This window comes from Microbacterium sp. NPDC078814 (genome assembly GCF_040702645.1).
Lineage (GTDB): Bacteria > Actinomycetota > Actinomycetes > Actinomycetales > Microbacteriaceae > Microbacterium.
Window position 1 is genome coordinate 107,064 of sequence record NZ_JBFBLT010000005.1, and the last position, 24,833, is coordinate 131,896.

At 72.0% G+C, this 24,833-nt stretch carries 24 protein-coding genes and 1 riboswitch; of the genes, 13 read left to right on the forward strand and 11 right to left on the reverse strand.

Going from position 1 to position 24,833, the window contains the following annotated elements; all coding sequences use genetic code 11:
• The first annotated feature begins 2 nt into the window (after positions 1 to 2).
• Positions 3 to 1,241 (forward strand): amino acid permease, encoded by a 1,239-nt coding sequence (locus tag AB0300_RS11330; RefSeq protein ID WP_366216022.1) that lies wholly within the window; start codon positions 3 to 5, stop codon positions 1,239 to 1,241.
• 5 nt (positions 1,242 to 1,246) lie between these two features.
• Here AB0300_RS11330 and AB0300_RS11335 read toward each other — a convergent pair whose 3' ends face one another.
• Positions 1,247 to 2,026 carry a helix-turn-helix domain-containing protein gene (locus tag AB0300_RS11335; RefSeq protein WP_366216023.1) on the reverse strand — a complete coding sequence of 260 codons (780 nt, stop codon included), beginning with the start codon at positions 2,024 to 2,026 and terminating at the stop codon, positions 1,247 to 1,249.
• A gap of 95 nt (positions 2,027 to 2,121) precedes the next feature.
• Here AB0300_RS11335 and AB0300_RS11340 point away from each other — a divergent pair, with 95 nt between their 5' ends.
• On the forward strand, positions 2,122 to 2,649 hold the full coding sequence (locus AB0300_RS11340) for a VOC family protein (RefSeq protein ID WP_366216024.1): 528 nt from the start codon (positions 2,122 to 2,124) through the stop codon (positions 2,647 to 2,649).
• On the opposite strand, the gene AB0300_RS11345 is transcribed toward AB0300_RS11340, so the two are convergent.
• From AB0300_RS11345 to nhaA, 4 genes are all read right to left on the reverse strand, one after another.
• A complete protein-coding gene (locus tag AB0300_RS11345) occupies positions 2,618 to 3,421 on the reverse strand; it encodes an SGNH/GDSL hydrolase family protein (RefSeq protein ID WP_366216025.1) in 804 nt (267 codons plus the stop codon). The genes AB0300_RS11340 and AB0300_RS11345 overlap by 32 nt on opposite strands.
• A 61-nt stretch (positions 3,422 to 3,482) precedes the next feature.
• Positions 3,483 to 4,733 carry a histidine--tRNA ligase gene (gene hisS / locus AB0300_RS11350; protein WP_366216125.1) on the reverse strand — a complete coding sequence of 417 codons (1,251 nt, stop codon included), beginning with the start codon at positions 4,731 to 4,733 and terminating at the stop codon, positions 3,483 to 3,485.
• Positions 4,734 to 4,800: 67 nt separating this feature from the next.
• Entirely contained in the window at positions 4,801 to 5,463 is a 663-nt protein-coding gene (locus AB0300_RS11355; protein WP_366216026.1) for a MazG family protein, read from the reverse strand.
• A 19-nt stretch (positions 5,464 to 5,482) separates the two neighbouring features.
• Positions 5,483 to 6,649, reverse strand: a complete 1,167-nt coding sequence (nhaA, locus tag AB0300_RS11360) for a Na+/H+ antiporter NhaA (protein WP_025103912.1) — start codon at positions 6,647 to 6,649, stop codon at positions 5,483 to 5,485.
• 78 nt (positions 6,650 to 6,727) lie between these two features.
• On the opposite strand from nhaA, the gene AB0300_RS11365 reads away from it, so the two are divergent.
• Both AB0300_RS11365 and gdhA read left to right on the forward strand, forming a co-directional pair.
• Positions 6,728 to 9,433: a phosphoenolpyruvate carboxylase gene (locus AB0300_RS11365; RefSeq protein WP_366216027.1), complete on the forward strand. Its 2,706-nt coding sequence runs from the start codon at positions 6,728 to 6,730 to the stop codon at positions 9,431 to 9,433.
• 132 nt (positions 9,434 to 9,565) lie between these two features.
• Positions 9,566 to 10,936 carry an NADP-specific glutamate dehydrogenase gene (gene gdhA, locus AB0300_RS11370; protein ID WP_062633506.1) on the forward strand — a complete coding sequence of 457 codons (1,371 nt, stop codon included), beginning with the start codon at positions 9,566 to 9,568 and terminating at the stop codon, positions 10,934 to 10,936.
• Positions 10,937 to 11,009: 73 nt separating this feature from the next.
• Here gdhA and AB0300_RS11375 read toward each other — a convergent pair whose 3' ends face one another.
• Positions 11,010 to 11,606, reverse strand: a complete 597-nt coding sequence (locus AB0300_RS11375; protein ID WP_025103909.1) for a gamma carbonic anhydrase family protein — start codon at positions 11,604 to 11,606, stop codon at positions 11,010 to 11,012.
• A 61-nt stretch (positions 11,607 to 11,667) separates the two neighbouring features.
• Positions 11,668 to 15,234 (reverse strand): transcription-repair coupling factor, encoded by a 3,567-nt coding sequence (mfd, locus tag AB0300_RS11380; protein ID WP_366216028.1) that lies wholly within the window; start codon positions 15,232 to 15,234, stop codon positions 11,668 to 11,670.
• 143 nt (positions 15,235 to 15,377) lie between these two features.
• Between mfd and AB0300_RS11385 the strand changes: the two genes are divergently transcribed.
• From AB0300_RS11385 to AB0300_RS11415, 7 genes are all read left to right on the forward strand, one after another.
• Positions 15,378 to 15,941 (forward strand): GNAT family protein, encoded by a 564-nt coding sequence (locus tag AB0300_RS11385; protein ID WP_085606685.1) that lies wholly within the window; start codon positions 15,378 to 15,380, stop codon positions 15,939 to 15,941.
• A 49-nt stretch (positions 15,942 to 15,990) separates the two neighbouring features.
• On the forward strand, positions 15,991 to 16,854 hold the full coding sequence (locus AB0300_RS11390; RefSeq protein ID WP_366216029.1) for a DNA-formamidopyrimidine glycosylase family protein: 864 nt from the start codon (positions 15,991 to 15,993) through the stop codon (positions 16,852 to 16,854).
• 67 nt (positions 16,855 to 16,921) lie between these two features.
• Positions 16,922 to 17,066: riboswitch (FMN riboswitch) on the forward strand.
• A gap of 64 nt (positions 17,067 to 17,130) precedes the next feature.
• Entirely contained in the window at positions 17,131 to 18,189 is a 1,059-nt protein-coding gene (gene ribD, locus AB0300_RS11395; protein WP_366216030.1) for a bifunctional diaminohydroxyphosphoribosylaminopyrimidine deaminase/5-amino-6-(5-phosphoribosylamino)uracil reductase RibD, read from the forward strand.
• The gene (locus AB0300_RS11400; protein WP_366216031.1) at positions 18,189 to 18,992 is read left to right on the forward strand and encodes a riboflavin synthase; all 804 of its coding nucleotides are present in this window, start codon (positions 18,189 to 18,191) and stop codon (positions 18,990 to 18,992) included. Before ribD ends, AB0300_RS11400 begins: the two co-directional genes overlap by 1 nt.
• Positions 18,989 to 20,257: a GTP cyclohydrolase II gene (ribA, locus tag AB0300_RS11405; RefSeq protein WP_025103904.1), complete on the forward strand. Its 1,269-nt coding sequence runs from the start codon at positions 18,989 to 18,991 to the stop codon at positions 20,255 to 20,257. Before AB0300_RS11400 ends, ribA begins: the two co-directional genes overlap by 4 nt.
• Positions 20,254 to 20,727, forward strand: a complete 474-nt coding sequence (gene ribH / locus AB0300_RS11410) for a 6,7-dimethyl-8-ribityllumazine synthase (protein WP_062633494.1) — start codon at positions 20,254 to 20,256, stop codon at positions 20,725 to 20,727. The genes ribA and ribH overlap by 4 nt, the downstream gene beginning before the upstream one ends.
• An 85-nt stretch (positions 20,728 to 20,812) precedes the next feature.
• The gene (locus tag AB0300_RS11415) at positions 20,813 to 21,172 is read left to right on the forward strand and encodes a Fe-S protein (protein WP_366216032.1); all 360 of its coding nucleotides are present in this window, start codon (positions 20,813 to 20,815) and stop codon (positions 21,170 to 21,172) included.
• Between the two features lie 8 nt (positions 21,173 to 21,180).
• Here the strand turns inward: AB0300_RS11415 and AB0300_RS11420 are convergent, their stop codons facing one another.
• Entirely contained in the window at positions 21,181 to 21,684 is a 504-nt protein-coding gene (locus AB0300_RS11420; protein ID WP_366216033.1) for a GAF domain-containing protein, read from the reverse strand.
• Entirely contained in the window at positions 21,681 to 22,178 is a 498-nt protein-coding gene (locus tag AB0300_RS11425; protein ID WP_366216034.1) for a YfcE family phosphodiesterase, read from the reverse strand. Before AB0300_RS11425 ends, AB0300_RS11420 begins: the two co-directional genes overlap by 4 nt.
• A 145-nt stretch (positions 22,179 to 22,323) precedes the next feature.
• Between AB0300_RS11425 and AB0300_RS11430 the strand changes: the two genes are divergently transcribed.
• Positions 22,324 to 23,784 carry an MFS transporter gene (locus tag AB0300_RS11430; protein WP_060923458.1) on the forward strand — a complete coding sequence of 487 codons (1,461 nt, stop codon included), beginning with the start codon at positions 22,324 to 22,326 and terminating at the stop codon, positions 23,782 to 23,784.
• 72 nt (positions 23,785 to 23,856) lie between these two features.
• On the opposite strand, the gene AB0300_RS11435 is transcribed toward AB0300_RS11430, so the two are convergent.
• A complete protein-coding gene (locus tag AB0300_RS11435) occupies positions 23,857 to 24,243 on the reverse strand; it encodes a type II toxin-antitoxin system VapC family toxin (protein WP_366216035.1) in 387 nt (128 codons plus the stop codon).
• Complete coding sequence (locus AB0300_RS11440) at positions 24,240 to 24,485, reverse strand: hypothetical protein (RefSeq protein ID WP_126894495.1); 246 nt, start codon at positions 24,483 to 24,485, stop codon at positions 24,240 to 24,242. Before AB0300_RS11440 ends, AB0300_RS11435 begins: the two co-directional genes overlap by 4 nt.
• A 119-nt stretch (positions 24,486 to 24,604) precedes the next feature.
• Between AB0300_RS11440 and AB0300_RS11445 the strand changes: the two genes are divergently transcribed.
• Positions 24,605 to 24,811 carry an AsnC family protein gene (locus AB0300_RS11445; protein WP_366216036.1) on the forward strand — a complete coding sequence of 69 codons (207 nt, stop codon included), beginning with the start codon at positions 24,605 to 24,607 and terminating at the stop codon, positions 24,809 to 24,811.
• The last annotated feature ends 22 nt before the right edge of the window (positions 24,812 to 24,833 follow it).

A 24,833-nucleotide genomic window follows, 5' to 3' on the forward strand; every position in this document is an offset into this window, starting at 1 on the left:
GGGTGCCCCTCGCCCGCCGCCTGACGCTGCCGGATGCCGTCGCGATCGGCCTCGGAGCGATGATCGGTGCCGGCGTGTTCGCGGTCTGGGGACCGGCCATCGAGGTCGCCGGGAGCGGGATCCTCCTCGCCCTCGCGATCGCCGCCGCGGTCGCCTACGCCAACGCCACCGCGTCCGCGCAGCTCGCGGCCGTGCACCCCGTGGCAGGAGGCACGTACGCCTATGCGCGCGCGGAGATCGGACCGTGGTGGGGCTTCGTCGCCGGCTGGAGCTTCGTGATCGGCAAGATCGCGAGCTGCGCCGCCATGGCCATGACCTTCGCCGCCTACGCTGCTCCGGCGGGGTGGCAGACGCCGGTCGCCGTGATCGCCGTCGCCGCCCTCGCGGTCGTGAACTGCCTGGGCGTGACGCGGACCGCGCTGGCGACCCGGATCCTCGTGGCCTGCTCGCTGCTCGGGCTCTCGGTCGTGGTGGCGGTCGGCCTCGGCGCCGCGCCGACCGCCACCCCCGCGCCGCTCCCCGACACGACCGTGTACGGCGTGCTCCAGGGCGCCGGACTGCTGTTCTTCGCCTTCGCCGGTTACGCCCGGATCGCCACCATGGGCGAGGAGGTCGTCGACCCCGCGCGCACGATCCCCCGCGCGATCGTGCTCGCTCTCGGCGGCGCCGTCGTCGTCTACGCGCTCGTCGGCGTCGTGGTGCTCCTCGTCCTCGGTGGCGACGCGCGGGGAGCCGACGCGCCCCTGGCCGACGTCCTCACTGCCGCCGGCTGGTCGGCGTTCGCCCCCGTGGTGCGGATCGCCGCGGCCGCCGCGTCCCTCGGCGCTCTGCTGGCCCTGCTCACCGGCATCGGGCGCACGACCCTCGCCATGGCGCGAGAGGGCGATCTCCCGCGGTTCCTCGCCCGCATCGACGAGCGCCATCAGGTGCCGCGCCGCGCCGAGATCATCCTCGCGGTCATCGTGATCGCACTCGTGCTCGTCGGGGATCTCCGCGAGGTGATCGGGTTCTCCTCCTTCGGCGTGCTGCTGTACTACCTCATCGCGAACGCCGCCGCGTTCCGCCAGCACGGCGCGGCCCGACGATACCCCCGGGCACTGCAGGTGGGCGGCGCCCTCGGCTGCCTCGTGCTCGTGAGCACGCTTCCCGCCCTCGCCTCGCTCGTCGGCATGGGCGTCGTGCTGCTCGGGGTCGCCGGACGGGCGCTGCGGGTACGGCGGCAGCAGCAGCGACGCGGCTGATCGCCTCAGCCGGAGACCCTGGCGCGATAGTCCCGCGGCGGCAGGCCGAGGACGGCCGCGAAGTCGCGCGTGAGATGGGCGTGGTCGGCATACCCCAGCGTGGCGGCGAGCGCCGTGAGATCCGTCTCCGGCTCCTCGCGGAGACGCTGCGCCGCCTCCTGCAACCGGCGACGGCGGATGATCGCGCCCGGCGACAGTCCCACGGTGCGATGTGTGAGGCGCTGCAGCGTGCGCACCGAGACGGCGAGTCGGGTCGCCGCCTCCTCGGGCGTCAGCGCCGCTCCCTCCCCCAGCAGCACGTCGAGCATCGCGTTGGCCTGCCGCCCCGCCGCGCCGACCGGGCCGACGCGCTGTGACAGCCACGCGGCGAAGACCGCGACGGCGCGCTCCCGGCGTTCGGGCGCGGTCCGCATCGCCGTCGTCACCGCCGCGTGCAGCTCGGGGGCGTCGAAGGAGTGCTCCGCGTCGATCAGGGCCGGAGGGTCGTCGGTGAGGGCAGGGACCGCGGCGGGGCGGAGTAGAGCGCCGACAGCCCACCCCGACCCCCGCAGCTCCCTGGTCGACGCGCGGGTCGTGGCGCCCGAGATCGACACGCCCTCCGGGGCGACGACGAGGTTGACGGCCGGATACGAGACGATCTCCTGCCGGGACACCTCGCCGTCCGGGAGGCTCCACTCCGGGATCCAGAACCAGGAGACGAGCGCGGCGGCGTGTGCGGGCGGGGGCAGCCGATGGAACGAGGGCAACCGCGCGGGATACAGCACTCCGCGCGTCCGGTCGACCATGGCCCCAGCGTAGGACGCGCCACCGACGCAGCGGCCCCGAGGACGTGTCGCGGATCTTCAAGCGCCGGGCGCCCTCCCGCGTCTAGCGTGGCCGCATGACCGAACAGACACCTCCGGCCGGTGTGACCGGCGCACACACCACCGACGGCCGCCCGCACAGCGCGACCTCGCTCACCCCCTTCCTCGCGATCCCCGACGCCGCCCGCGCCGTCGAGTTCTACCGGGACGTCTTCGGCGCCCGCGTGGTCGACGTGACGGAGTTCGGCGGTGTCGTCGCGCATGCCGACCTCGACTTCGGGCTCGGACGGCTCCAGCTCGGCGAGCCCAGCCCCGAGTACCACCTCGTGCCCGCGCCTTCCGGCGACGACGACTGCTATTCGATGGGCCTCTACGTCTCGGATGTGGACGCCGTGGTCGCGCGCGCCGTCGCGGCGGGGGCGACCGTCCGCGAGGCGCCGTCGCTGTTCGTCTCCGGCGACCGCTACGCCAGCATCCGCGACCCGTTCGGCGTCCGCTGGTCGATCATGACCCGCGTGGAGGATCTCTCCGACGAGGAGAGCGCACGACGGGTCGCAGAGTGGGCGGCCTCGTTCAGCGCGGCACCGGAGAGTGCCGGGAGCTGAGCGCGACCAGGGCGGCCCGCTCGACGGCCGGCAGCAGCGCCTCCGCGGTGCGGCGGTAGCCGAGGGCGCTCGGGTGGAAGCGGTCGAGGCTGAACATCTCCTCCGGCTCGTCGAAGAACATCGGGCCGACAGCCCGCCGCAGGTTCACCGTCTCCGCTCCTTCCCGGTGCGCGGCCTCCGCCTGCGCCTCCGCCAGCCGTCGGGACAGACCGGAAGCGATGCGGCGCAGCGGCTGCGGCACCGCGCGCAGGGCGCCGAGGTCGGGGCAGGTGCCGACGACGACGCGGGCACCGCGAGCCTGCAGGCGACTGATGGCCGCGCGCAGGTGGCCGGCCGACTCCGCTGCCGGGAGGCGGTGGGTGACGTCATTGCCACCGACCACGATCACGGCGACGTCGGGGCGGTAGTCCGCGGGAAGGCGGGAGAGCTGCCCGGCGAGATCCCGCGACTCCGCGCCCACGACCGCGGCGGTGCGCAGCCGCACCGGACGCCCGAGCCGGCGTGCCGTCGCCTTCGCGAGCCGTGCCCCGAGGGTCTCCTTCCGCCGTGCCGCTCCCAGGCCGGCAGCGAGGGAGTCGCCCAGCAGCAGGAGGTCGAGCGGCTCGCCCTCGAGCCCCGGGCGCCAGACACGGTCGGCGTCGAGCGACTGCTCCCCCAGCGGCTTCCCGATGCGCCGGCGCGCGAGGGCGGCCTGCCGGTCGAGGACCGCGCGGGCGCCCACGACGAGCGCGGCGGCGAGCGCGACCAGGGTCAGCAGAGGCAGACGACGCACGGCGCGATTCCAGCCGACCGCCGTGAACGTCCGGTGAACGCCTCGTCCCGACGGGGGCGACTCAGGCCAGCGTCTTCACCTCGAGCTCGTCGTCGCCGGGGCGCACGCTCGCGAAGTGGGTGTAGCCGTCCGCGGCGGAGCGCTCCAGCAGCGCCTTGAGGTTCTTCGTGCGCTGTTCGAGGCGGACCCGCGCGCCCTTCGCGACGAGGGCCGTCTTGTGCGCCACGAGCTCCGCGACGGGCACGGCCGCGTCGTGGACCAGCACGATCGCCTGCGCCGCGGTGGCCGGGTCCGTCGAGACGAGGTCGACCAGGCGCTCGAACCCGAGGGAGAAGCCCACCGCCGGCACGTCCTGCTGGAGGAACCGGCCGATCATGCCGTCGTACCGTCCTCCACCGCCGAGCGAGTACGTGACGGACGGGTGCGCGAGCTCGAAGATCGTCCCCGTGTAATACCCCATGCCGCGCACGAGGAACGGGTCGAACACGAGCGGGATGTCGTCCTGCCCGCGGCCCGCCGCCACGGCCTCGCCGATGCCGACGAGGTGGGCGACGAGCTCGTCGGGCGCGCCGTCCGGGAGCGCCTTGCGGATCTGGCGGTCTCCGAACGGGTGGTACTCGAGCGTCTGCGGGCGACCGAGGAAGGCCTGGAACGCGTCGACCGCGGTCGTCGTGGCCCCGCGCTCGCGGAGCTCGGCGGCCACACCCTCGGGCCCGATCTTGTCGAGCTTGTCGATCGTGATCAGCACCTGCGGGCGCTCGTCCTCGGTGAACCCGAAGTGCCCCAGCATCCACTCCAGCACGCGGCGGTCGTTGATCCGCACGCTCGCGCCCTCCAGCCCCAGGGCGTCGACGGCGTCGAGCGAGGCGGCCAGCAGCTCGGCCTCGGCGCGCGCGGACGCGTCGCCGATGATGTCGATGTCGCACTGGACGAACTGGCGGTAGCGCCCCTTCTGCGGACGCTCGGCCCGCCAGACGGGACCGATCTGGATGGATCGGAAGACGCCGGGGAGCTGTCCCCGGTTGCTCGCGTAGAAGCGGGCGAGCGGCACCGTCAGGTCGTAGCGCAGGCCGAGGTCGGAGAGCTCCGCGGGATCGTCGGCGGCGGCGCGGACGGCCTCCGCATCCAGGCCGCGACGCAGGATGTTGAACGACAGCTTCTCGTTGTCGCCGCCGATGCCGGCGTGCAGCCGGTCGTACTCCTCGACCACGGGGGTCTCGATCTCGTCGAATCCGTGCGCACGATAGCGGTCGCGGATGACGGAGAGCACCCGCTCACGGCGGGCCTTGTCGGCGGGGAGGAAGTCGCGCATGCCGCGCGGCGCGTTCACGGTAGCCACCCGTCCATCTTCCCAGGTCGGCGGCGGTGTCCGTGTCGGGTCAACCGGCCTCGGCGGCGCGGACCTCGTCCTCCAGGCGCGTCAGCCGTTCCCGGAGGGCGCGCTCCGCGTCCCAGCCCTCGGCCCGAGCGGTGTCCACGAGGGCGAGGAGGGCATCGCCCAGCTCCTCCTCCGACGACGGGCGCAGGGCGGACGGCGGCGCGGGCACCACGCCGGCACCGGCGGCACGACCCGACATCTTCTGCGCACGCGCGAGGGCGGGCATCGCGCGCGGGATCCCGTCGAGCACGCTGCGGCGGGTGCGCTTCTCCGCCGCCTTCGCCGCGTTCCAGTGCACGAGCACCTCCTCCGGCGTCTCCGCGACCTCGTCGCCGAACACGTGCGGATGCCGCCGCACCATCTTCTCGGTGAGCGTGCGGGCGACGTCGTCGATGTCGAACGGGTCGTCCGGATCCTGTGCCGCGATCGCGGCATGGAACAGCACCTGCCACAGCAGATCGCCCAGCTCCTCGCGGAGGTCGGCGCGTGAGCCGCCCTCGACCGCGTCGATCACCTCGTGCGACTCCTCGATGAGGTACGGCACGAGGTCGCGGTGCGTGATGCGCTGCGACCACACACACCGCTCCCGCACCGCACGCATGGTCTCTGCGGCCGCGCGCAGCGGATCGTCGATGTCCTCGGGGCCTCGCTGCTCGCTGGTCATGCTTCCTCCGGACTCCGGCTCAGGCGGGGATGGGCGCAGCGCGACGGTACCACCGGGCGCGCAGGGTGACGACGATGCCGGAGAGGATCAGCGCGAAGAGCGACCCCACGAGGACGCCGAGGATCGCCTGGTCGCGGATGACCGCGTCGCCCTCGAACGCGAGGTTCGCGAGCAGGAGCGAGACGGTGAATCCGATGCCGCCCAGGGCGCCAGCGGCGAGGATGTCCGCGAAGGGCAGCGCCGGGTCGGCCCCCTTCGGACGGATGCGCATGGCGAGCCAGCCGAACAGGGAGATGCCGATGATCTTCCCCACCGGAAGGGCCACCACGATCGCCCAGAAGGCCGGGGAGAGGGCCGTCGGCGAGACGGCGGGGATGACGACGAAGGCCGCCACGAAGGCGAAGAGCGGCAGGATCGCGCCGTTCACGGTCGGCTCCAGCGCATGCCGGGTGCGTCCGGCGGGTACCGGCGCCATGACGAGGCCGAGCATCACGCCGGCGATGGTCGCGTGGATGCCGGACGAGGCGACGAGGCCCCACGTGACGACGCCGACGACGGCCATCCCGACCGCGACGAGCGTGTGTCCGGTGGCGTGCAGCAGGCGGCTCAGCAGCCAGAACACCGCCACCCCGACGATCGCGAGCCCGAACAGGAGCCACTGTACGTCGTGCGCGAAGAGCACCGCGATGAAGATGATGCCGATGATGTCGTCGAGGATCGCGAGGGCCAGCAGGAACACCCGCACCCGGGACGGGAGTCCGCGTCCGAACATCGCCAGCACGCCGAGCGCGAAGGCGATGTCGGTGGCGGTCGGGATCGGCCACCCGGACGCCGTCTCCGGCCCTCCCGCGATCAGCAGGTACACGAGGATCGGCACGAGCACGCCGCCGGTCGCCGCGATGGCCGGCTGCACGGCCTTCCGCGGGGAGTCGAGCTCGCCGTGGGTGAGCTCGTGCCGCAGCTCGATCGCCACGACGAGGAAGAAGATCGCGAGCAGGCCGTCCGACACCCAGTGCGCGATCGACAGGTCCAGCGCCGTCCCCGGGACGGCGAGGTGCGTCTCCAGCAGCCCGGCGATCGCGTCGTGCGTCGGCAGGTTCGCGAAGAGGAGGCCGAGGCCGGCGGCCACGAGCAGGAGGACGGCCGGGAACTGCTGCCCGCGGAGGGGGTTCGCTGTGATGCGCATCCTGTCCATCGTAGGCCGCGGCGTCACACCGTCGTCATGCGTGCAGGACACCCCGATCCACCCGGCTACTCTCGGAGGGTGACCCCCGATTCCCCCGCTTTCTCCGAGCCGACGCCCACCGAGGCCATCCGCGTGATCGGTCGTTTCGAAGCCGGTCGCGGCATCCCCGATGCCATGCGCTCCGACGTGCGGATGCTGGGCCAGCTCCTCGGCCAGGTGCTCCGGGAGGCCGGCGGCGACGACCTGTTCGAGGACGTCGAGCGCCTGCGCCTCGCGACGATCCAGGCCTACGAGGACCACAGCTCCGACGCGTTCGACCGCGCCGCGGCGATCGCCGACTCCTTCACGATCGCCCGTGCCGACGAGGTCGCCCGCGCGTTCACCTGCTACTTCCACCTCGTGAACCTCGCCGAGGAGCACCAGCGCGTGCGCGTGCTCCGGGAGCGGGCGGGGCAGGCCCCTTCGACGGGCTCAGGGGCCCAGGCGACGGACACGGTCGCGGGGGCGTACGCCCGGCTGCGCGAGGAGGTCGGCGACGACGAGGCCCGCCGTCGTCTGGACGGCCTGCGCTTCCACCCCGTCTTCACGGCGCACCCGACCGAGGCCCGCCGCCGTGCGGTCTCGTCGAGCATCCGCCGGCTCTCCGAGCTGCTCACCCAGCACGACGCAGCCAGCGCAGGTGGCTCCGAGGAGCACCGCGCCCGCCGCCGGATGCTCGAAGAGATCGACACCCTGTGGCGCACGGCGCCGCTGCGCGCGCAGAAGCCCTCCCCGACCGACGAGGTCCGCACCGTCATGGGCGTCTTCGACGAGACGCTGTTCACCACGGTCCCCCACGTCTACCGCCGGATCGACGACGCCCTCCGCGGCGAGGAGTCCGGCGCCACCGCCCCGGTCGTCCCGGCGTTCGTGCGGATCGGCTCCTGGGTCGGCGGCGACCGCGACGGCAACCCGTTCGTCACCGCCGCGGTCACCCGCGAGGCGTCGCAGATCGCCTCCGACCACGTGCTCCGCGGCCTCGAGCGGGCGCTCGACCGGATCGGCCGCACCCTCACGCTCGCCGCGGACGACACTCCGCCCAGCGCCGAGGTCACGGCCCTCTGGGAGCGTTTCGCGGCCGCGGAGCCGACGGTCGCCGACGAGCTCGCGGCCCGTTCCCCTGACGAGCCGCACCGCCGGGTCGTCCTCGTCATGGCCCGCCGCGTGGCGGCCACGCGCCGCGGAGACGAGGAGGGCTACACGGGTCCGGAGGAGCTGCTCGCGGAGCTGCGCACCGTGCAGTCCTCCCTCGTCGCCGCCGGAGCCCGCCGTCACGCGTTCGGCGGCGTGCAGCACCTGATCTGGCAGGTCGAGACCTACGGCTTCCACCTCACGGAGCTGGAGGTGCGCCAGCACTCCCAGGTGCACGCCAAGGCCCTGGCCGAACTCGAGGCCGGCGGTCCGATCAGCACGCAGACCGAGGAGGTGCTGGAGGTGTTCCGCGCGATCGCGGACATCCAGCGCGACCGCGGGCTGCGCGCCGCGGGTCGCTACGTCGTCTCCTTCACGCAGGCGGCCTCCGACCTCGCGAACGTGTACGAGCTGGCCCGCCACGCGCTCGGCGACGACGCCCCGGTGCTCGACGTCGTGCCGCTGTTCGAGACCTTCGCCGACCTCCAGGCCGCCCCGGGGATCCTCGCCGAGGCCGTCACCTTCCCGGAGTTCCGCGAGCGGATGGCCGCGACCGGCAACCGGCTGGAGGTCATGCTCGGCTACTCCGATTCCTCCAAGGACGTCGGGCCCGTGGCCGCGAACCTCGCGCTGTACACGGCGCAGGAGAAGATCGCCCGCTGGGCACAGGAATCGGGCATCGAGCTCACCCTCTTCCACGGCCGCGGCGGTGCGCTCGGCCGTGGCGGCGGCCCCGCCAACTCCGCGATCCTCGCGCAGCCCCCGCACTCCGTCGACGGTCGGTTCAAGCTCACCGAGCAGGGCGAGGTCATCTTCGCCCGTTACGGCGAGCCCGCGATCGCGATGCGGCACATCGACCAGGTCGCCGCCGCGACGCTGCTGGCCTCCTCCCCCACGGTCGAGGAGCGCACGAGCCGCGCGGCCGCCCGCTACGCCGAGGTCGCCGCGACGATGGATGCCGCCTCCCGCGAGCGGTTCTTCGCGCTCGTCAAGGCCGAGGGCTTCGCCCCGTGGTTCGCGACCGTGACCCCGATGGAGGAGATCGGCCTGCTCGCGCTCGGCTCGCGGCCCGCCCGTCGTGGTCTCTCGGTGGAGTCCCTGGAAGACCTCCGGGCCATCCCCTGGGTGTTCGCGTGGACGCAGGCCCGGATCAACCTCGCCGGCTGGTTCGGACTCGGCACCGCGCTCGAGGCCGTCGGCGACGAGGAACTGCTCACGGAGGCCTATGGCGAGTGGCCGCTGCTGCGCACGATGGTCGACAACGTCGCGATGAGCCTCGCCAAGACCGACGAGCGCATCGCCCGGCAGTACCTCGCCCTCGGAGACCGCGACGATCTCGCCGCCCTGGTGCTCGACGAGCTCGCGCTCACCCGGCGCTGGGTCATCCGTCTCACCGGAGGCGAGGGCCTGCTGGAGAACAAGCCCGTGCTGCAGCGGGCCGTGCAGCTGCGCAGCCCGTACGTCGACGCCCTCTCCCTCCTGCAGCTGCGGGCGCTCCGCGCGCTCCGGTCGGCTCCGGAGCAGCCGGAGGGCTCCGGCGCGGACGCCGAGCAGCAGCGCCTGCTCCTCCTGTCCGTCAGCGGGGTCGCCGCCGGCCTGCAGAACACCGGGTGACCGGAGCCCTCCCGCCGCGTGCGCGGAGGCCCTCGTCGCCGACGCTAGAGTGAAACCTCCGCCTCACCCGGCTCTGCTTTCGCGCGTGACACGATCGCCCGCACCCCATCCCCCATCAGAAAGCCCTCCCGCGTGACCGTCACCACCCCCACCGACTTCCACCCGCTCGCCGCCTCCGTGCAGCCCGTCTTCGACACGGTGCTGGCGCGCAGCCCGCACGAGCCGGAGTTCCACCAGGCCGTCCACGAGGTGCTGCACTCCATCGCCCCGGTGCTGGAGCAGCGTCCGGAGTACGTCGACGGCGGGATCCTGGAGCGCCTGGTCGAGCCGGAGCGGCAGATCATGTTCCGGGTGCCGTGGGTCGACGACGCCGGGAAGCTGCAGGTCAACCGCGGCTACCGCATCCAGTTCTCCTCCGTGCTCGGTCCGTACAAGGGCGGCCTGCGGTTCCACCCGTCGGTCAACCTGTCGATCATCAAGTTCCTCGGCTTCGAGCAGATCTTCAAGAACGCACTCACCGGTCAGGGCATCGGCGGCGGCAAGGGCGGCTCCGACTTCGACCCGCACGGCAAGTCCGACGCCGAGGTCATGCGCTTCTGCCAGTCGTTCATGAACGAGCTCTACCGGCACCTCGGCGAGCACACCGACGTCCCCGCGGGAGACATCGGCGTCGGCGGCCGCGAGATCGGCTACCTCTTCGGCCAGTACCGCAAGGTCACCAACCGCCACGAGTCCGGCATGTTCACGGGCAAGGGCACCGGCTGGGGTGGCGCCGAGGTGCGGACCGAGGCCACCGGCTACGGCGCGGTGTTCTTCGCGCAGGAGATGCTCGGCGTGCACGGCGACTCCCTCGACGGCAAGCGCGTCGGCATCTCGGGCTCCGGCAACGTGGCGATCTACGCGATCCAGAAGGCCGCCCAGCTCGGCGCGACCGCGGTCACGGCGTCCGACTCCTCCGGCTACGTCGTCGACGACGCGGGCATCGACCTCGACCTGCTGCGTCAGCTCAAGGAGGTCGAGCGCGCCCGCATCGTCGAGTACGCGAACCGCCGCCCGAGCGCCCGGTTCGTGGAGAGCGGCAGCGTGTGGGAGGTGCCCGTCGACATCGCGGTGCCCTCCGCCACCCAGAACGAGGTCAGCCTCGCCGATGCGGAGGCCCTGATCGCGAACGGGGTGCGCGCCGTGTCCGAGGGCGCCAACATGCCGTGCGTGCCCGAGGCCGTCGAGGCGTTCCAGAAGGCCGGCGTGCTGTTCGCCCCGGGCAAGGCCGCGAACGCCGGCGGTGTCGCGACCTCGGCCCTGGAAATGAGCCAGAACGCCTCGCGACAGCGCTGGAGCTTCGGCGACAGCGAGAACAAGCTCCGCGAGATCATGGGCGACATCCACCGCGCCGCCTTCGAGGCGGCCGAGCGTCACGGCGTCCCCGGCGACTACGTCGCGGGTGCCAACATCGCCGGCTTCGAGCGCGTCGCCGCGGCGATGCTCGCCCAGGGCGTCATCTGACCCGTTCGAATCGCCTGAATGGTCGCAAATCCGGCCGAGATGCGACCATTCGGGCGATTCGAAGGGTGTGGGGTCAGACCTGACGGTCGTCGGCGTGCCGCGCGAGGGAGCTGCCGTAGCGCTCCGTGAGCTGCACCATGAGGTCGGGAGTGTCCCGGTCGACGCCGAAGACGTGTCCGGGGAAGTCGAGCTCGGGCTGCGCAGCCGCGATCTCGGCGTCGCGGTCGGGTGAGAGCAGCTGCACCGGATCGCCGACCGCGACCCACCCGATCGGCACCACCGTCCCCGACGGCAGCACGGCCCGGCGATGCACGATGGCGTTGACCCGCACCTCGCAGCGATCCCCGACGAGCGCGCCGTTGAAGACCCGGGCTCCGGACGCGAAGAACACCTCCTCGCCCACGGTCGCCCCGGCGATGCTGGCCAGTGTCCCGACGAGCGTGTGCGCCCCGATGTGGACGGCGTTCGCCGCGGTCGCCCGGATCAGCGCGTTCTCCATCACGATGACGTGCGCGCCGAGGGTGATCGGGCCGCCCTCCGCGGTGATGACGGCGCCGTGCAGCACCTGGCAGCCCGGTCCGAGCTCCACGTCACCGGAGATGACGGCGGTCGGAGCGACGACGGCGGTGTCGTGGATGCGGGGGCGAGCCCCGAGGTGCTCGTACAACATGCGGCCAGACTAGCCCTCGGCGTCTGCGGCGTGCACGACTTCGGAGATCATCACCACCGGGTCACTCGGGCTTGGCGGGCTCGGGGAAGATGGCGGTGAACAGCTGGTCGACCCAGGCGAGCAGCTCGGCGTCGGGCAGCGGCTCCACGCCCACTCCGACCGCCGCGGGCACCGTGGGCATCGGCACGACCAGGGCCTCTCCGCCGGAGACGAGCTTCGCCTTCGGATACAGCCGCTGCAGCCGGACCTTGATGGAGTCCTCGAGGCGGGCGGGCGCGAGGCGCAGGTTCGAGCCCATGGCCACGACGTCGGTGAGCCCGGCCCTGGCCGCCCGGCGCCGCAGTCGCGCGATCGACACGAGTCCGGCGACCTCCTCCGGCGGCGTGCCGTACCGGTCGACGAGCTCCTCCACCACGAGGTCGATGGCGTCGTCCTTCGCCGTCGCGGCCGAGGCGGCGGAGAGCTTCTGGTACGCCTCGAGCCGGAGGCGTTCGCTGTCGATGTAGTCCTCCGGGATTCGGGCATCGAGCGGCAGCTCGAGTCGGAGCTCCTGCCCGGTCTCGACCTCCTCGCCGCGGAAGGTCGCGACGGCCTCGCCGATCATGCGCAGATACAGGTCGAAGCCGACCCCCGCGATGTGTCCGGCCTGCTCCGCGCCGAGGAGGTTTCCGGCACCGCGCAGCTCGAGGTCCTTCAGGGCGACCTGCATACCGGAGCCGAGGTCGTTGTTGACCGCGATGGTCTGCAGCCGGTCGGCCGCGGTCTCGCTCAGCGGCTTCATGTCGTCGTAGAGGAAGTACGCGTAGGCGCGCTCCCGTCCGCGACCCACGCGTCCGCGGAGCTGGTGGAGCTGGCTCAGCCCGTACTTGTCGGCGCGGTCGATGATGATCGTGTTCGCGTTGGAGATGTCGAGGCCGGTCTCGATGATCGTGGTCGAGACGAGGACGTCGAACTTGCGCTCCCAGAAGTCGTCGACGACCTGCTCCAGCGCGTGCTCCCCCATCTGCCCGTGCGCCACGGCGATCCGCGCCTCGGGGACCAGCTCGGCGAGCTCGGCCGCGACCCGCTGGATCGACTGCACGCGGTTGTGCACGAAGAAGACCTGGCCCTCGCGGAGGATTTCGCGGCGGATGGCGGCGGCGATCTGCTTGTCGCTGCGGGGTCCGACGAACGAGAGGATCGGGTGCCGGTCCTCCGGGGGTGTGGCGAGCGTCGACATCTCGCGGATGCCGGTGACCGCCATCTCCAGCGTGCGCGGGATCGGGGTGGCGCTCATCGCGAGGATGTCGACGTTGGTCTTCATCTTCTTCAGCGCATCCTTGTGCTCGACGCCGAAGCGCTGCTCCTCGTCGATGATCATGAGGCCGAGATCCTTGAACAGCACCTGCTCGGTGAGGATGCGGTGGGTGCCGATCACCATGTCCACCGAGCCGTCGAGGAGACCCTGCAGCGTGAGCCGCGCCTCCTTGTCGGTCTGGAACCGCGACAGCGGCCGCACCTTGACCGGGAACCCGGCGAAGCGCTCCGTGAACGTCTCGAGGTGCTGCTTGACGAGCAGGGTCGTCGGGACGAGCATCGCCACCTGCTTGCCGTCCTGGATGGCCTTGAACGCCGCGCGGACGGCGACCTCGGTCTTACCGAAGCCGACGTCGCCCGAGAGCAGCCGATCCATCGGGATGGGCCGCTCCATGTCGGCCTTGATCTCGTCGATGGTCTGCAGCTGGTCCTGCGTCTCCGCGAACGGGAACGCCTCCTCCAGCTCACGCTGCCAGGGGGTGTCCGGACCGAAGGCGTACCCCTTGGCGCTCATCCGGGCGGAGTAGAGCTTGACGAGCTCGACGGCGATGTCGCGGACCGCCTTGCGCGCCTTGCCCTTGGCCTGCGCCCAGTCGCTGCCGCCCATCTTCGACAGGGTCGGGGCCTCGCCGCCGACGTACTTCGACAGGAGGTCGAGCTGATCGGTGGGGACGAACAGCTTGTCGCCGGGGTAGCCGCGCTTCGACGGCGCATACTCCAGCACGAGGTAGTCGCGGACGGACTTCGCGGCGTTGCGGCCCCCGGTGGAGACCTCGCGCTGGGTCATCTCGACGAACCGGCCGATACCGTGCGTGGCATGCACGACGAAGTCGCCCTGCTTGAGCTGCAGCGGGTCGACGACGTTCTTCCGACGCGAGGCGAGCTTCTTGACGACGCGCTGGTCGCCGCCGATGGTGCGGCCGTAGAACTCGTTGTCGGTGAGGACGGCGAGCTTCGCCTCCGGCACCTGGAAGCCGGCCTCGACGCCGCCCACCGTGAGGGTCGCGACCCCCGGGTCCGGCGCGTCCGCGATGGTCTCGACGACCCGCGCCGCGATGCCGCGGTCGGACAGCACGTCCCGGGCGCGGTCGACGAGACCGTGTCCGGTCGCGAGCACGACCACCCGCCAGCCGTCGGCGACCTTCGCGTCGACGAAGGCGATGGCGCCGTCGACGTTGCCGTGGAAGGAGGGGATGACGGTGGCCGCCTCGACGCTCTCCGCAGTGGCATCGCCGATCCCGAACGGGCTCAGCCGCCACCACACGCCGCCGCGGTCGCGGACGACCTCGCGCAGGTCGGCGATGGTGAGGAAGTCGCCGGCGCCGAGATCGATGGGGGCGGAGGCACCGGAAGTCGCCGCGCTCCAGGCGGCGTCGAGGAACTCGCGGTTCGTCTCGCCGAGGGTGAGGGCGCGGGCGGTCGAGCGCTCCGGGTCGATCACGGCGGTCGCCGTGCCCTCGGGCAGGTACTCGACGAGCGACTTGAGGGGGCCGGCGACCGCGGGCAGCAGCGACTCCATGCCCTCGACCGGGATGCCCTCGGCCATCTTCTCGAGCATGCCGCTGATGGCCGGGAAGCCGCCGATGAGCGCCCTGGCGCGCTCCCGCACCTCGGCCGTGAGCAGGAGCTCGCGGCTGGGCGGGAGGTCGACGCGCGGCACGTCGCCGGGGAGCGAGCGCTGGTCCGCCACGGAGAACGCCCGGATCTGATCGATCTCGTCGCCGAAGAACTCCACGCGGTAGGGGTGCTCCGATGTGGGAGGGAAGACGTCGAGGATGCCGCCGCGGACGGCGAACTCGCCCCGTCGCGACACCATGTCGACGCGGGAGTACGCCCGTTCCACGAGCTGCTCGGCGACGTGGTCGAGCTCGTTGCCGCGGCTGCCCACGGTCAGCTCGAGCGGCACGATGTCGCCCAGGTTCCCGGCGATGGGCTGGAGCGCCGCGCGCACGGAGGCCACGACCACGAGGGGGCGCTCCCCGGACCACTCGGCGACGCGCCGCAGGGTCTGCAGTCGCAGGCCGACCGTGTCCGGGCTGGGGCTGAGGCGCTCGTGCGGCAGCGTCTCCCAGGCGGGGAAGGTGAGCACCTCGGCGTCCGGGACGTACGTCTCCAGGGCCTGCGCGACCGATTCCGCGCGGCGCCCCGTGGGCACCACGGCCAGCAGCGCCGCCGGGTGGCCGGCCGCCGCGCGCTTGGCGAGCAGACCGGCGAGCACGGGCGCGTCGAGCCCGTCGACCAGGCCGAGGTCGGCGTCGGTGTGCGCCCAGGCGAGAGCGTCACGATACAGAGACGCCTCTTCCAAGGCGCGCAGAATCCCCGGAACAGTCACCGGACAAGCCTAATCGCGCCCACCGACACTGCGGTCGGCTTCCCTGCATCCCACCCCTTTCCGTGCCTCCCACCCCGTTACGGACGCGCGGAAGGGGCCGGGGCGAACCGAAGGGGCCGGGTCGAGCGTTTTAGGCTGGACGGATGCTTCCGGTCACCCTCACCACCGCACGACTCGTCCTCCACGCCCCGACGGAGGCGGATGTCGACGCGATCACCGAGGCGTGCCAGGACCCGGAGATCGCGCGGTGGACGACGGTGCCCTCCCCTTACTTCCGGCAGGACGCGGAGGACTTCGTCGCCCTCGTCGAGCAGTGGTGGGAGGACGGCTCGCAGACCGTCTGGGGTGTCTACGCCGACGACGTCCTCGTGGGCATGGTCGGACTCCACCACATCGGGGAGCATCCGGCCGGGGGCCATGCCGAGCTCGGCTACTGGGTCGTCGCGGACGCCCGCGGCCGCGGCTACCTCGTCGAGGCCGCGCGGGCCGTGCTCGATTGGGGCTTCGCGGAGCTCGGCCTCGCCCGCATCCGCTGGCAGGCCGTCGTGGGCAACGTCCCCTCCGCCCGCGCCGCCCGCGCCCTCGGCTTCCGCTTCGAGGGCACCATGCGCCAGGGACTCACCAGCCAGCGGGGACGGGACGACGGCTGGCTCGCCGGACTGCTGCGCGAGGACGACCGGACGCCGGTCGAGTGGTCGGTGCTCTGACCGCACGTCCACGCGTGACAGCGTCGGACCCCGGTGACAGGATGGCTGCATGCCTGAGATGCCGGAGGTCGAAGGACTCGTCGCGTTCCTCGGCGAGCGCACCACCGGACGCACGATCACCCGTGCCGCCGTGGCCGCGATCGCCGCGCTGAAGACCTACGACCCGCCGATCTCGGCGCTGGAAGGCGCGGCGATCAGCGGGGCGGAGCGCCGCGGCAAGTTCGTGGTGCTGTCCTGCGGGTCCGAGCTGCACCTCGTCTTCCACCTGGCGAAGGCCGGATGGCTGCGCTGGTACGACACTCTGCCGACCACGCTCCTTAAGCCGGGCAAGTCGCCCATCGCGCTGCGGATCGCCCTCGACGACGGCAGCGGCTTCGACCTGACCGAGGCCGGGACGAAGAAGTCGCTGGCCGTGTACGTGGTCCGCGACCCCGCCGAGGTGCCCGGCATCGCGCGGCTCGGCCCCGACCCGCTCGATCCGTCCTTCACGCGCGACGCCTTCGCCGCGCTGCTGGACGACCGTCGGATGCAGATCAAGGGGCTGCTCCGCGACCAGGGCGTGATCGCTGGCATCGGCAATGCCTACTCGGACGAGATCCTGCACGCGGCCCGCATGTCGCCGTATGCGATCGCCGGCACGCTGGACGACGCCGAGATCGACCGCCTGTTCGCGGCGATGCAGGAGACCCTCGCCGAGGCAATCGCGGCCGCCGCGGGCAAACCTCCGGCTGATCTCAAGGACGCCAAGCGCCGCGGCATGCGGGTGCACGCCCGCCGGGGCGAGGCGTGTCCGGTCTGCGGCGATGAGGTGCGCAGCGTGTTCTTCGCCGACCGCTCCCTGGAGTACTGCCCCACCTGTCAGACCGGCGGCAAGGTGCTCGCCGATCGGCGGCTCTCCCGCCTGCTCAAGTGAGGGGTGGGGAAGGGCCCCTGCCACGGAATGAAACGAGCGCGGACGCGTTGAGTACACTCAGAGCAGCAACGTGCTCCGGGGTCGGTGGGAATCCGAACCGGCGGTGACAGTCCGCGAGCGTTCCGAGTGATCGGGATGCCGATCCGGTGGAATTCCGGAACCGACGGTGATGCGAGGGACACCTCGCTAGTCCGGAAGGGAGGCAGCACGAGGCGCACGCGCGTGCGTCCGTTCCGCCACCCTGCAGCGACCCCGAGGCCGCAGAGAGGACGACGGATGGCAGTGACCGCGACAGAGCGCCGCGCGATGGATCGCGCGCTCGCCCTCGCGACTCGAGGCCCCCGCGGAGTCAATCCGCAGGTGGGCGCCGTGCTCCTCTCCCCCGACGGCGAGGTGCTGGCCGAGGGCTGGCACCGGGGCTCCGGCACTCCGCACGCCGAGGTCGACGCACTGTCGAAGCTCGCCCCCGGCGCCGCACGCGGCGCGACCGCGGTCGTCACCCTCGAACCGTGCAACCACACCGGTCGCACCGGTCCGTGCGCGCTCGCGCTCATCGAGGCCGGGGTGGCCAGGGTCGTCTACGCCCTCGACGACCCGGGTGAGGTCTCCGGCGGCGGCGCGGAGCGGCTGCGCGCCGCGGGCGTCGGCGTCGAGTCCGGCGAACGGGCCGCGGAGGCACGCGCGCTGATCGGCGACTGGCTCTTCGCGGCGCGACGCGGCCGTCCGCACGTCACCGTCAAGTGGGCGCAGAGCCTCGACGGCAGGGCTGCGGCGGACGACGGCACCAGCCAGTGGATCACCGGCTCCGACGCGCGTGCCGACGTGCACCGGCGACGCGCCGCGGCCGACGCCATCGCGGTCGGCACCGGCACCGTGCTCGCCGACGACCCCGCGCTCACCGCCCGCGCCGGCGACGAGCTCCTGCCGCATCAGCCCGTCCCGGTCGTGATCGGCGCGCGACCCGCCCCTGCGGATGCGGCGGTGCACCGTCATCCGCACACGCCGTTGTTCTTCGACACGCACGACCTGTCGGCGGTCCTCGCTGCGCTGCACGAGCGCGGCATCCAGACGCTGTTCGTGGAGGGCGGCCCGACGCTCGCCAGCGCGTTCCTCGCCGCCGGGCTCGCGGACCGTGTGCTCGCCTATGTCGCCCCGGTCCTCCTGGGCGGGAGCCGCCTGGCCGTGACCGACGTCGGCGTCCGCTCGATCGACCAGGCGCGCCGCCTCGTCGTGGACGAATGGCTGCCGTTGGGCGCAGACCTGCTCGCGATCGCGCATCCTGCGGACGCGGACGACCCGGACCACGCGGGCCCGGAGAAGGAGGGAAGCCTCTGATGTTCACCGGAATCATCGAGGAGATCGGCGAGATCACCGCCATCGCCGAGTCGGGCGACGGCTGGCGGCTCACCGTCCGCGCCCCGAAGGCGGCCGCCGACGCCGTGCACGGGGAGTCGATCGCGGTCTCCGGCGTCTGTCTGACCGTCGTCGGCTCCACGGCCGAGACCTTCGACGCCGACGTCATGAAGCAGACGCTCGACGTCGCGGCCCTCGGTACGGCGAGCGTCGGGACCAGGGTCAACATCGAGAAGGCGATGCCCGTCGGCGCACGGCTCGGCGGGCACATCGTGCAGGGCCACGTCGACGGGACCGGTGTCGTGCTCGAGGTGCGCCCGGGCGCGCAGTGGAGCGTGCTCCGCATCAGCCTTCCGGACGACCTCGCGCCGCTCGTCGTCGACAAGGGCTCCATCTCGGTCGACGGCACCTCGCTGACGGTGAGCGCGGTGAGCCCTTCGACCCCTTCGACCCCTTCGACAGGCTCAGGGACCCAGGAAGGCTCAGGGACCCAGCACGGCTCAGGGACCCAGGAGGGCTCAGGGACCCAGGAGGGCTTAGGGACCCAGGAGGGCTCGGAGACCCAGGACGGACCGGGGACCCTGGACGGACCGCGGACCCAGGACGGCTCTGAGACCCGGGGCGGGCACTGGTTCGAGGTGTCGCTCATCCCGGAGACCCTGGCGGCGACCACCCTCGGCACGCGCGCGGTCGGCGACCGCGTGAACCTCGAGACCGACATCCTCGCGCGGCACGTCGAGCGGCTGCTCGCGTTCCGCGCCGCACCGGAAGGGGGCTCGCGATGAGCCTGGCAACCATCCCCGAGGCCCTGGAGGCGCTGCGCGCCGGCCGGCCCGTGCTCGTGGCCGACGACGAGAACCGCGAGAACGAGGGGGACGTCGTCCTCTCCGCCGAGCTCGCCACCCCCGAATGGGTGGCGTGGACGGTGCGCTGGTCGTCCGGCTTCATCTGCGCGCCGATGCCCACCGATCTCGCGGACAGCCTCAACCTCCCGCCGATGGTCGCGGCCAGCGAAGACGCCCGCTCCACCGCCTACACCGTGAGCGTCGACGCCGCGGAAGGGGTGACGACGGGGATCAGCGCGAGCGACCGCGCGCACACCCTCAACGTCCTGGCCGATCCGTCCTCGACGGCGACGAGCATCATCCGCCCCGGCCACGTGCTGCCGCTCCGGGCCGTCGACGGCGGTGTGCGTGAGCGCAGCGGTCACACCGAGGCCGCGGTCGAGCTCATGAAGCTCGCCGGCCTCCGGCCCGTCGGCGCGATCGCGGAAGTCGTCGCCGAGGACGGCAGCATGATGCGGCTTCCCGGGCTTCTCGAACTGGGCGCCCGCGACGGTGTGCCGGTCATCACGATCGAGCAGCTGATCGCGCACCTCAACGAGATCGACCCGGACGGAGCGACACCGGCCGCCCAGCGTGGACGCCGTGTGAGCCTCCGGGCCGACGCCACCGTGCCCACCGACCACGGCACGTTCCGCTTCCTCGCCTACAAGGACCGCGTCACCGGCACCGACCACATCGCGGTCGTGTCCGGCGAGCCGACCGAGACCGCCCTCGTGCGCGTGCACTCCGAGTGCCTGACCGGCGAGGCGTTCGGCTCCCAGAAGTGCGAGTGCGGGCCGCAGCTCGATGCCGCGCTGGACGCTATCGACCGCGAGGGCGGGATCGTCATCTACATGCGGGGGCACGAGGGCCGCGGCATCGGGCTCATCAACAAGCTGCGGGCCTACAGCCTGCAGGAGGACGGCCTGGACACCGTCGACGCGAACCTGGCACTGGGGCTCCCGGCGGACGCCCGCGACTACGCCGCGGCGGCCGGCATCCTCACCGACCTGGGCGTCTCGAAGGTCCGGCTGCTCACCAACAACACCGACAAGGTGAACAAGCTGCGCGAGCTCGGCCTCGACGTCGTCGAGCAGGTGCCGCTGATCGTGGGCGTGGGCCCGAACAACCACCAGTATCTGGAGACCAAGCGCGACCGCATGGGCCACATCATCGGCGAAGCAGAGCTCGCCGAGGCCCTCGCGGCGGGAAAGGACGAGGAATGAGCGGCGCCGGAGCACCGAAGACGGGGAACATCGACGGGCGGGGGCTGGAGGTCGTCGTGATCGCCGGCACCTGGCATGAGGTGATCTCGAACGGCCTGATCGCCGGCGCCCAGCGGGTGCTCGACGAGGCGGGGGCGACGTATCGCCTGGTGCGAGTGCCCGGTTCGTTCGAGCTCGCCGTGGCCGCACAGGCCGCCTTCGCCGGCGGTGCGGACGCGGTGGTCGCCCTCGGGGTCATCATCCGTGGCGGCACGCCGCACTTCGAGTACGTCTCGGCGGCGGCGACCGACGGCCTCACCCGCGTCTCCCTCGATGCCGGCAAGCCCGTCGGGTTCGGGCTCCTCACGCTCGACGACGAGAAGCAGGGGCTGGACCGCGCGGGCCTGGAGGGCTCGAAGGAGGACAAGGGCGCGGAGGCCGCGGATGCCGCGCTGCGCACCGCCCTCGTGATCCGCGAGCTGCGCGGCTGACCCCCTCCGTCTCGCGCCCCATCGCGGGCGCGAGGTCAGGCGTGCCTTGGTGGCGCGGAACGCCGCGCTCTCGTACGGTGAGGGCATGGAGACCCTGCGCCACATCGTGCTCTTCGTCCACCTCATCGGCTTCGCCGTGCTCTTCGGGGCCTGGGCGGCGCAGGCGTTCGGTGGCAAGCGGGTGTTCACGCGTCTGATAACCATCGGCATGACGATCGCCGCGGTCGCCGGCCTCGCCCTCGCCGCCCCGTGGGGCCTTCCCGAGGGCGTCGAGATGAACTACGCCAAGATCGGCACGAAGCTCGTCATCCTCCTCGCGATCGGCGCCCTGCTCGGGATCGGGACGGCGCGCCAGAAGCGCGACCAGGTGGTGCCGCCCGCGGTCTTCTGGCTCGTGGGCATCCTCACCGCGGTCAACGCGGCCATCGCCGCGATCTGGCGCTGAGGCGCGGATCAGCGGAGGCCGCGCTCCCAGAGTGCGGCTGACTGCTCCCCGACCTCGGCCGTGCGGATGCGCTGGCCGTTGCGTCCCCCGCGGGCGAACGTGGCCGTGACGCCCGGCGGGACATCGGAAGGCGCCACCGGGCGCGAGGACCAGGTGCAGTCGCGCACATGCACGAGGTCTGCCGCCACCGCCGCCGGATCGTCGTCGTAGCGCCACGGCCCGGTCAGCGTCCCGAGCCAGAAGTACCCGTCGACGTCCTGCGTCCAGACGAGGGTTCCGGTCGGAAGCGCCGCGAACCGCTCCAGCCGCCGCGCCGCCCGCTCGCCATGACGGGCGTCGACGGCCGCGAGCCCCGCGGTCAGTGAGCGAGGCGGGCTGTCGAGCCGCCCGCCCATGCCGCACACACCTCCGGCGAGCGCGCGCTCGACGGCGACCCCCGGGGCGACGGCGTCGTCGCGGGAGCGCATCGGTGCCCGGTAGGCGATCGGGACATCGGCTCCGCCGTCGGTCATCGGACCGGCACCAGGGTCGCCTCGACATCGCGTCCGTCGACCACGACGTGCATCATGGTGTGCACGGGCTGCCGGCGCCGGTCGGTGGGAGAGCCCGGGTTGAGCAGCCGCAGTCCGTTCGGCGTCACGGTGTCCCACGGGATGTGCGAGTGCCCGAAGACCAGCAGGTCGGTGTCCGGGAAGGCGAGATCCATCCGCTTCTCCCGCCCCGTCGCGGCGCCCGTCTCGTGGATGACGGCGACGGCGGTGTCCTCCACGGTGAACCGCGCGATCTCCGGCAGCACCCGGCGGATCTCGGGCCCGTCGTTGTTGCCGTGCACGCCGTGGAGCACGCGGGCGCGGGACTGGAGCAGCTCGACGGTGGCGAGATCGACCCAGTCCCCCGCGTGCACGACGACGTCGGCCTCGTCGATCGCCTGGAGCACCGCGTCCGGCAACCGCTTCGCCCGCTTCGGGACGTGCGTGTCGGCGAGGAGCAGCATCCGCGTGGTCATGGTCCTCCTCCGGCCGGCCTCCCCCGACTCTACGCGGGGGCACCGACGCGCTCGCCCCCCTCCCGTCATCAACGTCCAGCGAACTCCCAGGAAGGCGTAGACTCGCCCGAGTCCGCTGGTGTACCGGCGGAGGATCGGAGACCCCTTGAGCACCGCTACCACCCCCGCGAACCCCCGCTCGCGCGTCATCACCGCGAGCCTCGTCGGCACCACCATCGAGTTCTACGACTTCTACGTCTATGCGACGGCAGCCGTGCTCGTCTTCCCCACACTCTTCTTCCCGAGCACGAACGACACCGCGTCGCTGCTGTCGTCGTTCGCCGTCTTCGGTGCGGCGATGGTCGCCCGCCCGATCGGCGCCGTCGTCTTCGGGCACTTCGGTGACAAGTTCGGGCGCAAGGCGACCCTCGTCGCATCGCTCCTCACTATGGGTATCGCGACGTTCGTGATCGGTCTCCTGCCCACCTTCCAGCAGATCGGCTGGGTCGCCCCGCTGCTCCTGCTGATCCTCCGTCTCGCCCAGGGCTTCGCGCTGGGCGGCGAGTGGTCGGGCGCGGCGCTGGTGGCCACCGAGAACGCCCCGAAGGGCAAGCGCGCCTGGTACGGCTCGTTCCCGCAGCTCGGCGCGCCGCTCGGCTTCATCATCGCGAACGGCATCTTCCTCGCCATCAACTTCGCACTCCCGCACCCGGAGGACCCGGCGCTGAAGTCCGAGGCCTTCCTCTCCTGGGGCTGGCGCGTGCCGTTCCTCTTCTCGGCCGTCATGGTCATCATCGGCCTGTGGGTGCGGCTCCGTCTCGTCGAGTCGGACACGTTCAAGAAGGCGGAGAAGACCGGGGCCATCCGCAAGCTCCCGCTCGCGACCGTGTTCCGGCACCACTGGAAGCAGCTCATCCTCGGCACGTTCATCATGCTGGCGACGTACGTGCTGTTCTACCTGATGACGAACTTCACGCTCACCTACGGCACGAAGGCCGCCGACCTGGAGACCGCCTCGGCCGCCGCCCGTGCTGCCGCGGAGGCCACCGGAAAGGACTTCGACCCGAGCGCGTTCGCGGCGCAGTTCTACCCGGGCCTCGGCTTCGGCTACACGGACTTCGTGCTCATGCAGATCATCGGCGTCGTGTTCTTCGGCATCTTCACGCTGCTGTCCGGGCCGATCGCCGACGCCATCGGGCGCCGCAAGCTGCTGCTGTGGGTCACCGGACTCATCGTCGTCTTCGGCCTGTCGTTCAACATCTTCCTGCTCCCGCAGGCGGACCCGAAGTTCACCGGCGCTCTCACTCAGGCCTTCCTCGTGTTCGGCTTCATGCTCATGGGCACGACGTTCGGCCCGATGGGCGCTCTCCTGCCGGAGCTCTTCCCGACGAACGTTCGCTACTCCGGCTCGGCGATCGCATACAACGTGTCGTCGATCCTCGGTGCGGCCGTGGCGCCGTTCATCGCGGTGGCCCTGTGGGCGGCCGTCGGCGGCGAGCCCTGGCTCGTGGGACTGTACCTCTCGTCGATGGCGGTGCTGACCTTCATCGCGCTCATCTTCACCCCGGAGACGAAGGACCACGACTACGAAGACGACCTCGGTCTCGCCTCCGCCGTCGAGCTCTAGAGGCCGAGAAGACGAAAGGAACGGCTGCACTCCCTCGGGGGTGCAGCCGTTCCTGTCTTCCTCGCCAGACGCTCACAGCACCACGACGTCGCAGTACCGGGCCGCCGTCTTCGCCAGCCGGCGATCGGCCGTGAGCAGAGGGACGTCGAGGGCCTCCGCGAGCGCGACATAACCGGCGTCGTACGCGGAGACGTCATCGCGCAGCGACCAGATCCGCGGGATGAGCCGACGCAGCGGATGGCGGGTGATCTGCAGCGCTCCGAACGCGTCGAGAGCCTCACGAGCAGCATGCGCCGGCATCGAGGACCGCATCGTGAGGCGTCGGAGCACGGAGAGGACCTCGATATCGAGACCCGCGTGCGCATGGAACTCCTCGCCGTGCGTCCAGACCTCCTCGCCCATCAGTGCCTCGATCGCCGCCGAGGCATCGAGCACGGCCGCCTCGGATGTCCCGCTCACTCGCGCTCGTCCCGTTCGCGATCACGGGCGGCGAGGATGCCCTCGCGCGTCAGGGAGACGCCGGCCGCGCGCGCCCGTGCCCGCGACGCCTCGAGGACCTCGGCATTGCTGCGGTACCGGACGAGGTCCTCCAGCTCGCGCGCGACGTAGTCCGACAGGCTCATGCGTTCCGCCGCGGCACGCTCTTTGAGCCGGGCGTGAACCTCATCGGGCAGGTTCCTCACTTGCAGCATGCGAGCCATCCTGTCAGCATCGCATGCGTTCCGCATGCGGGCAAGGCCGTGCTGTGGACAACGTACTCGTCAACACTTCTTGACACCAGCCCGCCGCGTCAACGAATATTGACGCGAAGGAGGTCCCCATGTCTCAACCGACCATCATCGCCGCGGCCGAGGGCGGCGAACCCCTCGCCGAGCTCCACCGCCTGGCCGCGCTGCGCAAGGAGCTCGCACGCGCCGAAGAGGCGCAGGTCCGCCGCGCCCGCACGAGCGGCTACTCGTGGCAGGCGATCGCGAGCGCCCTCGGCGTCACCAAGCAGGCGGCACATCGGCGCTTCGGTCGCACCTGAGCCCATACAGCCGCCCCATAGG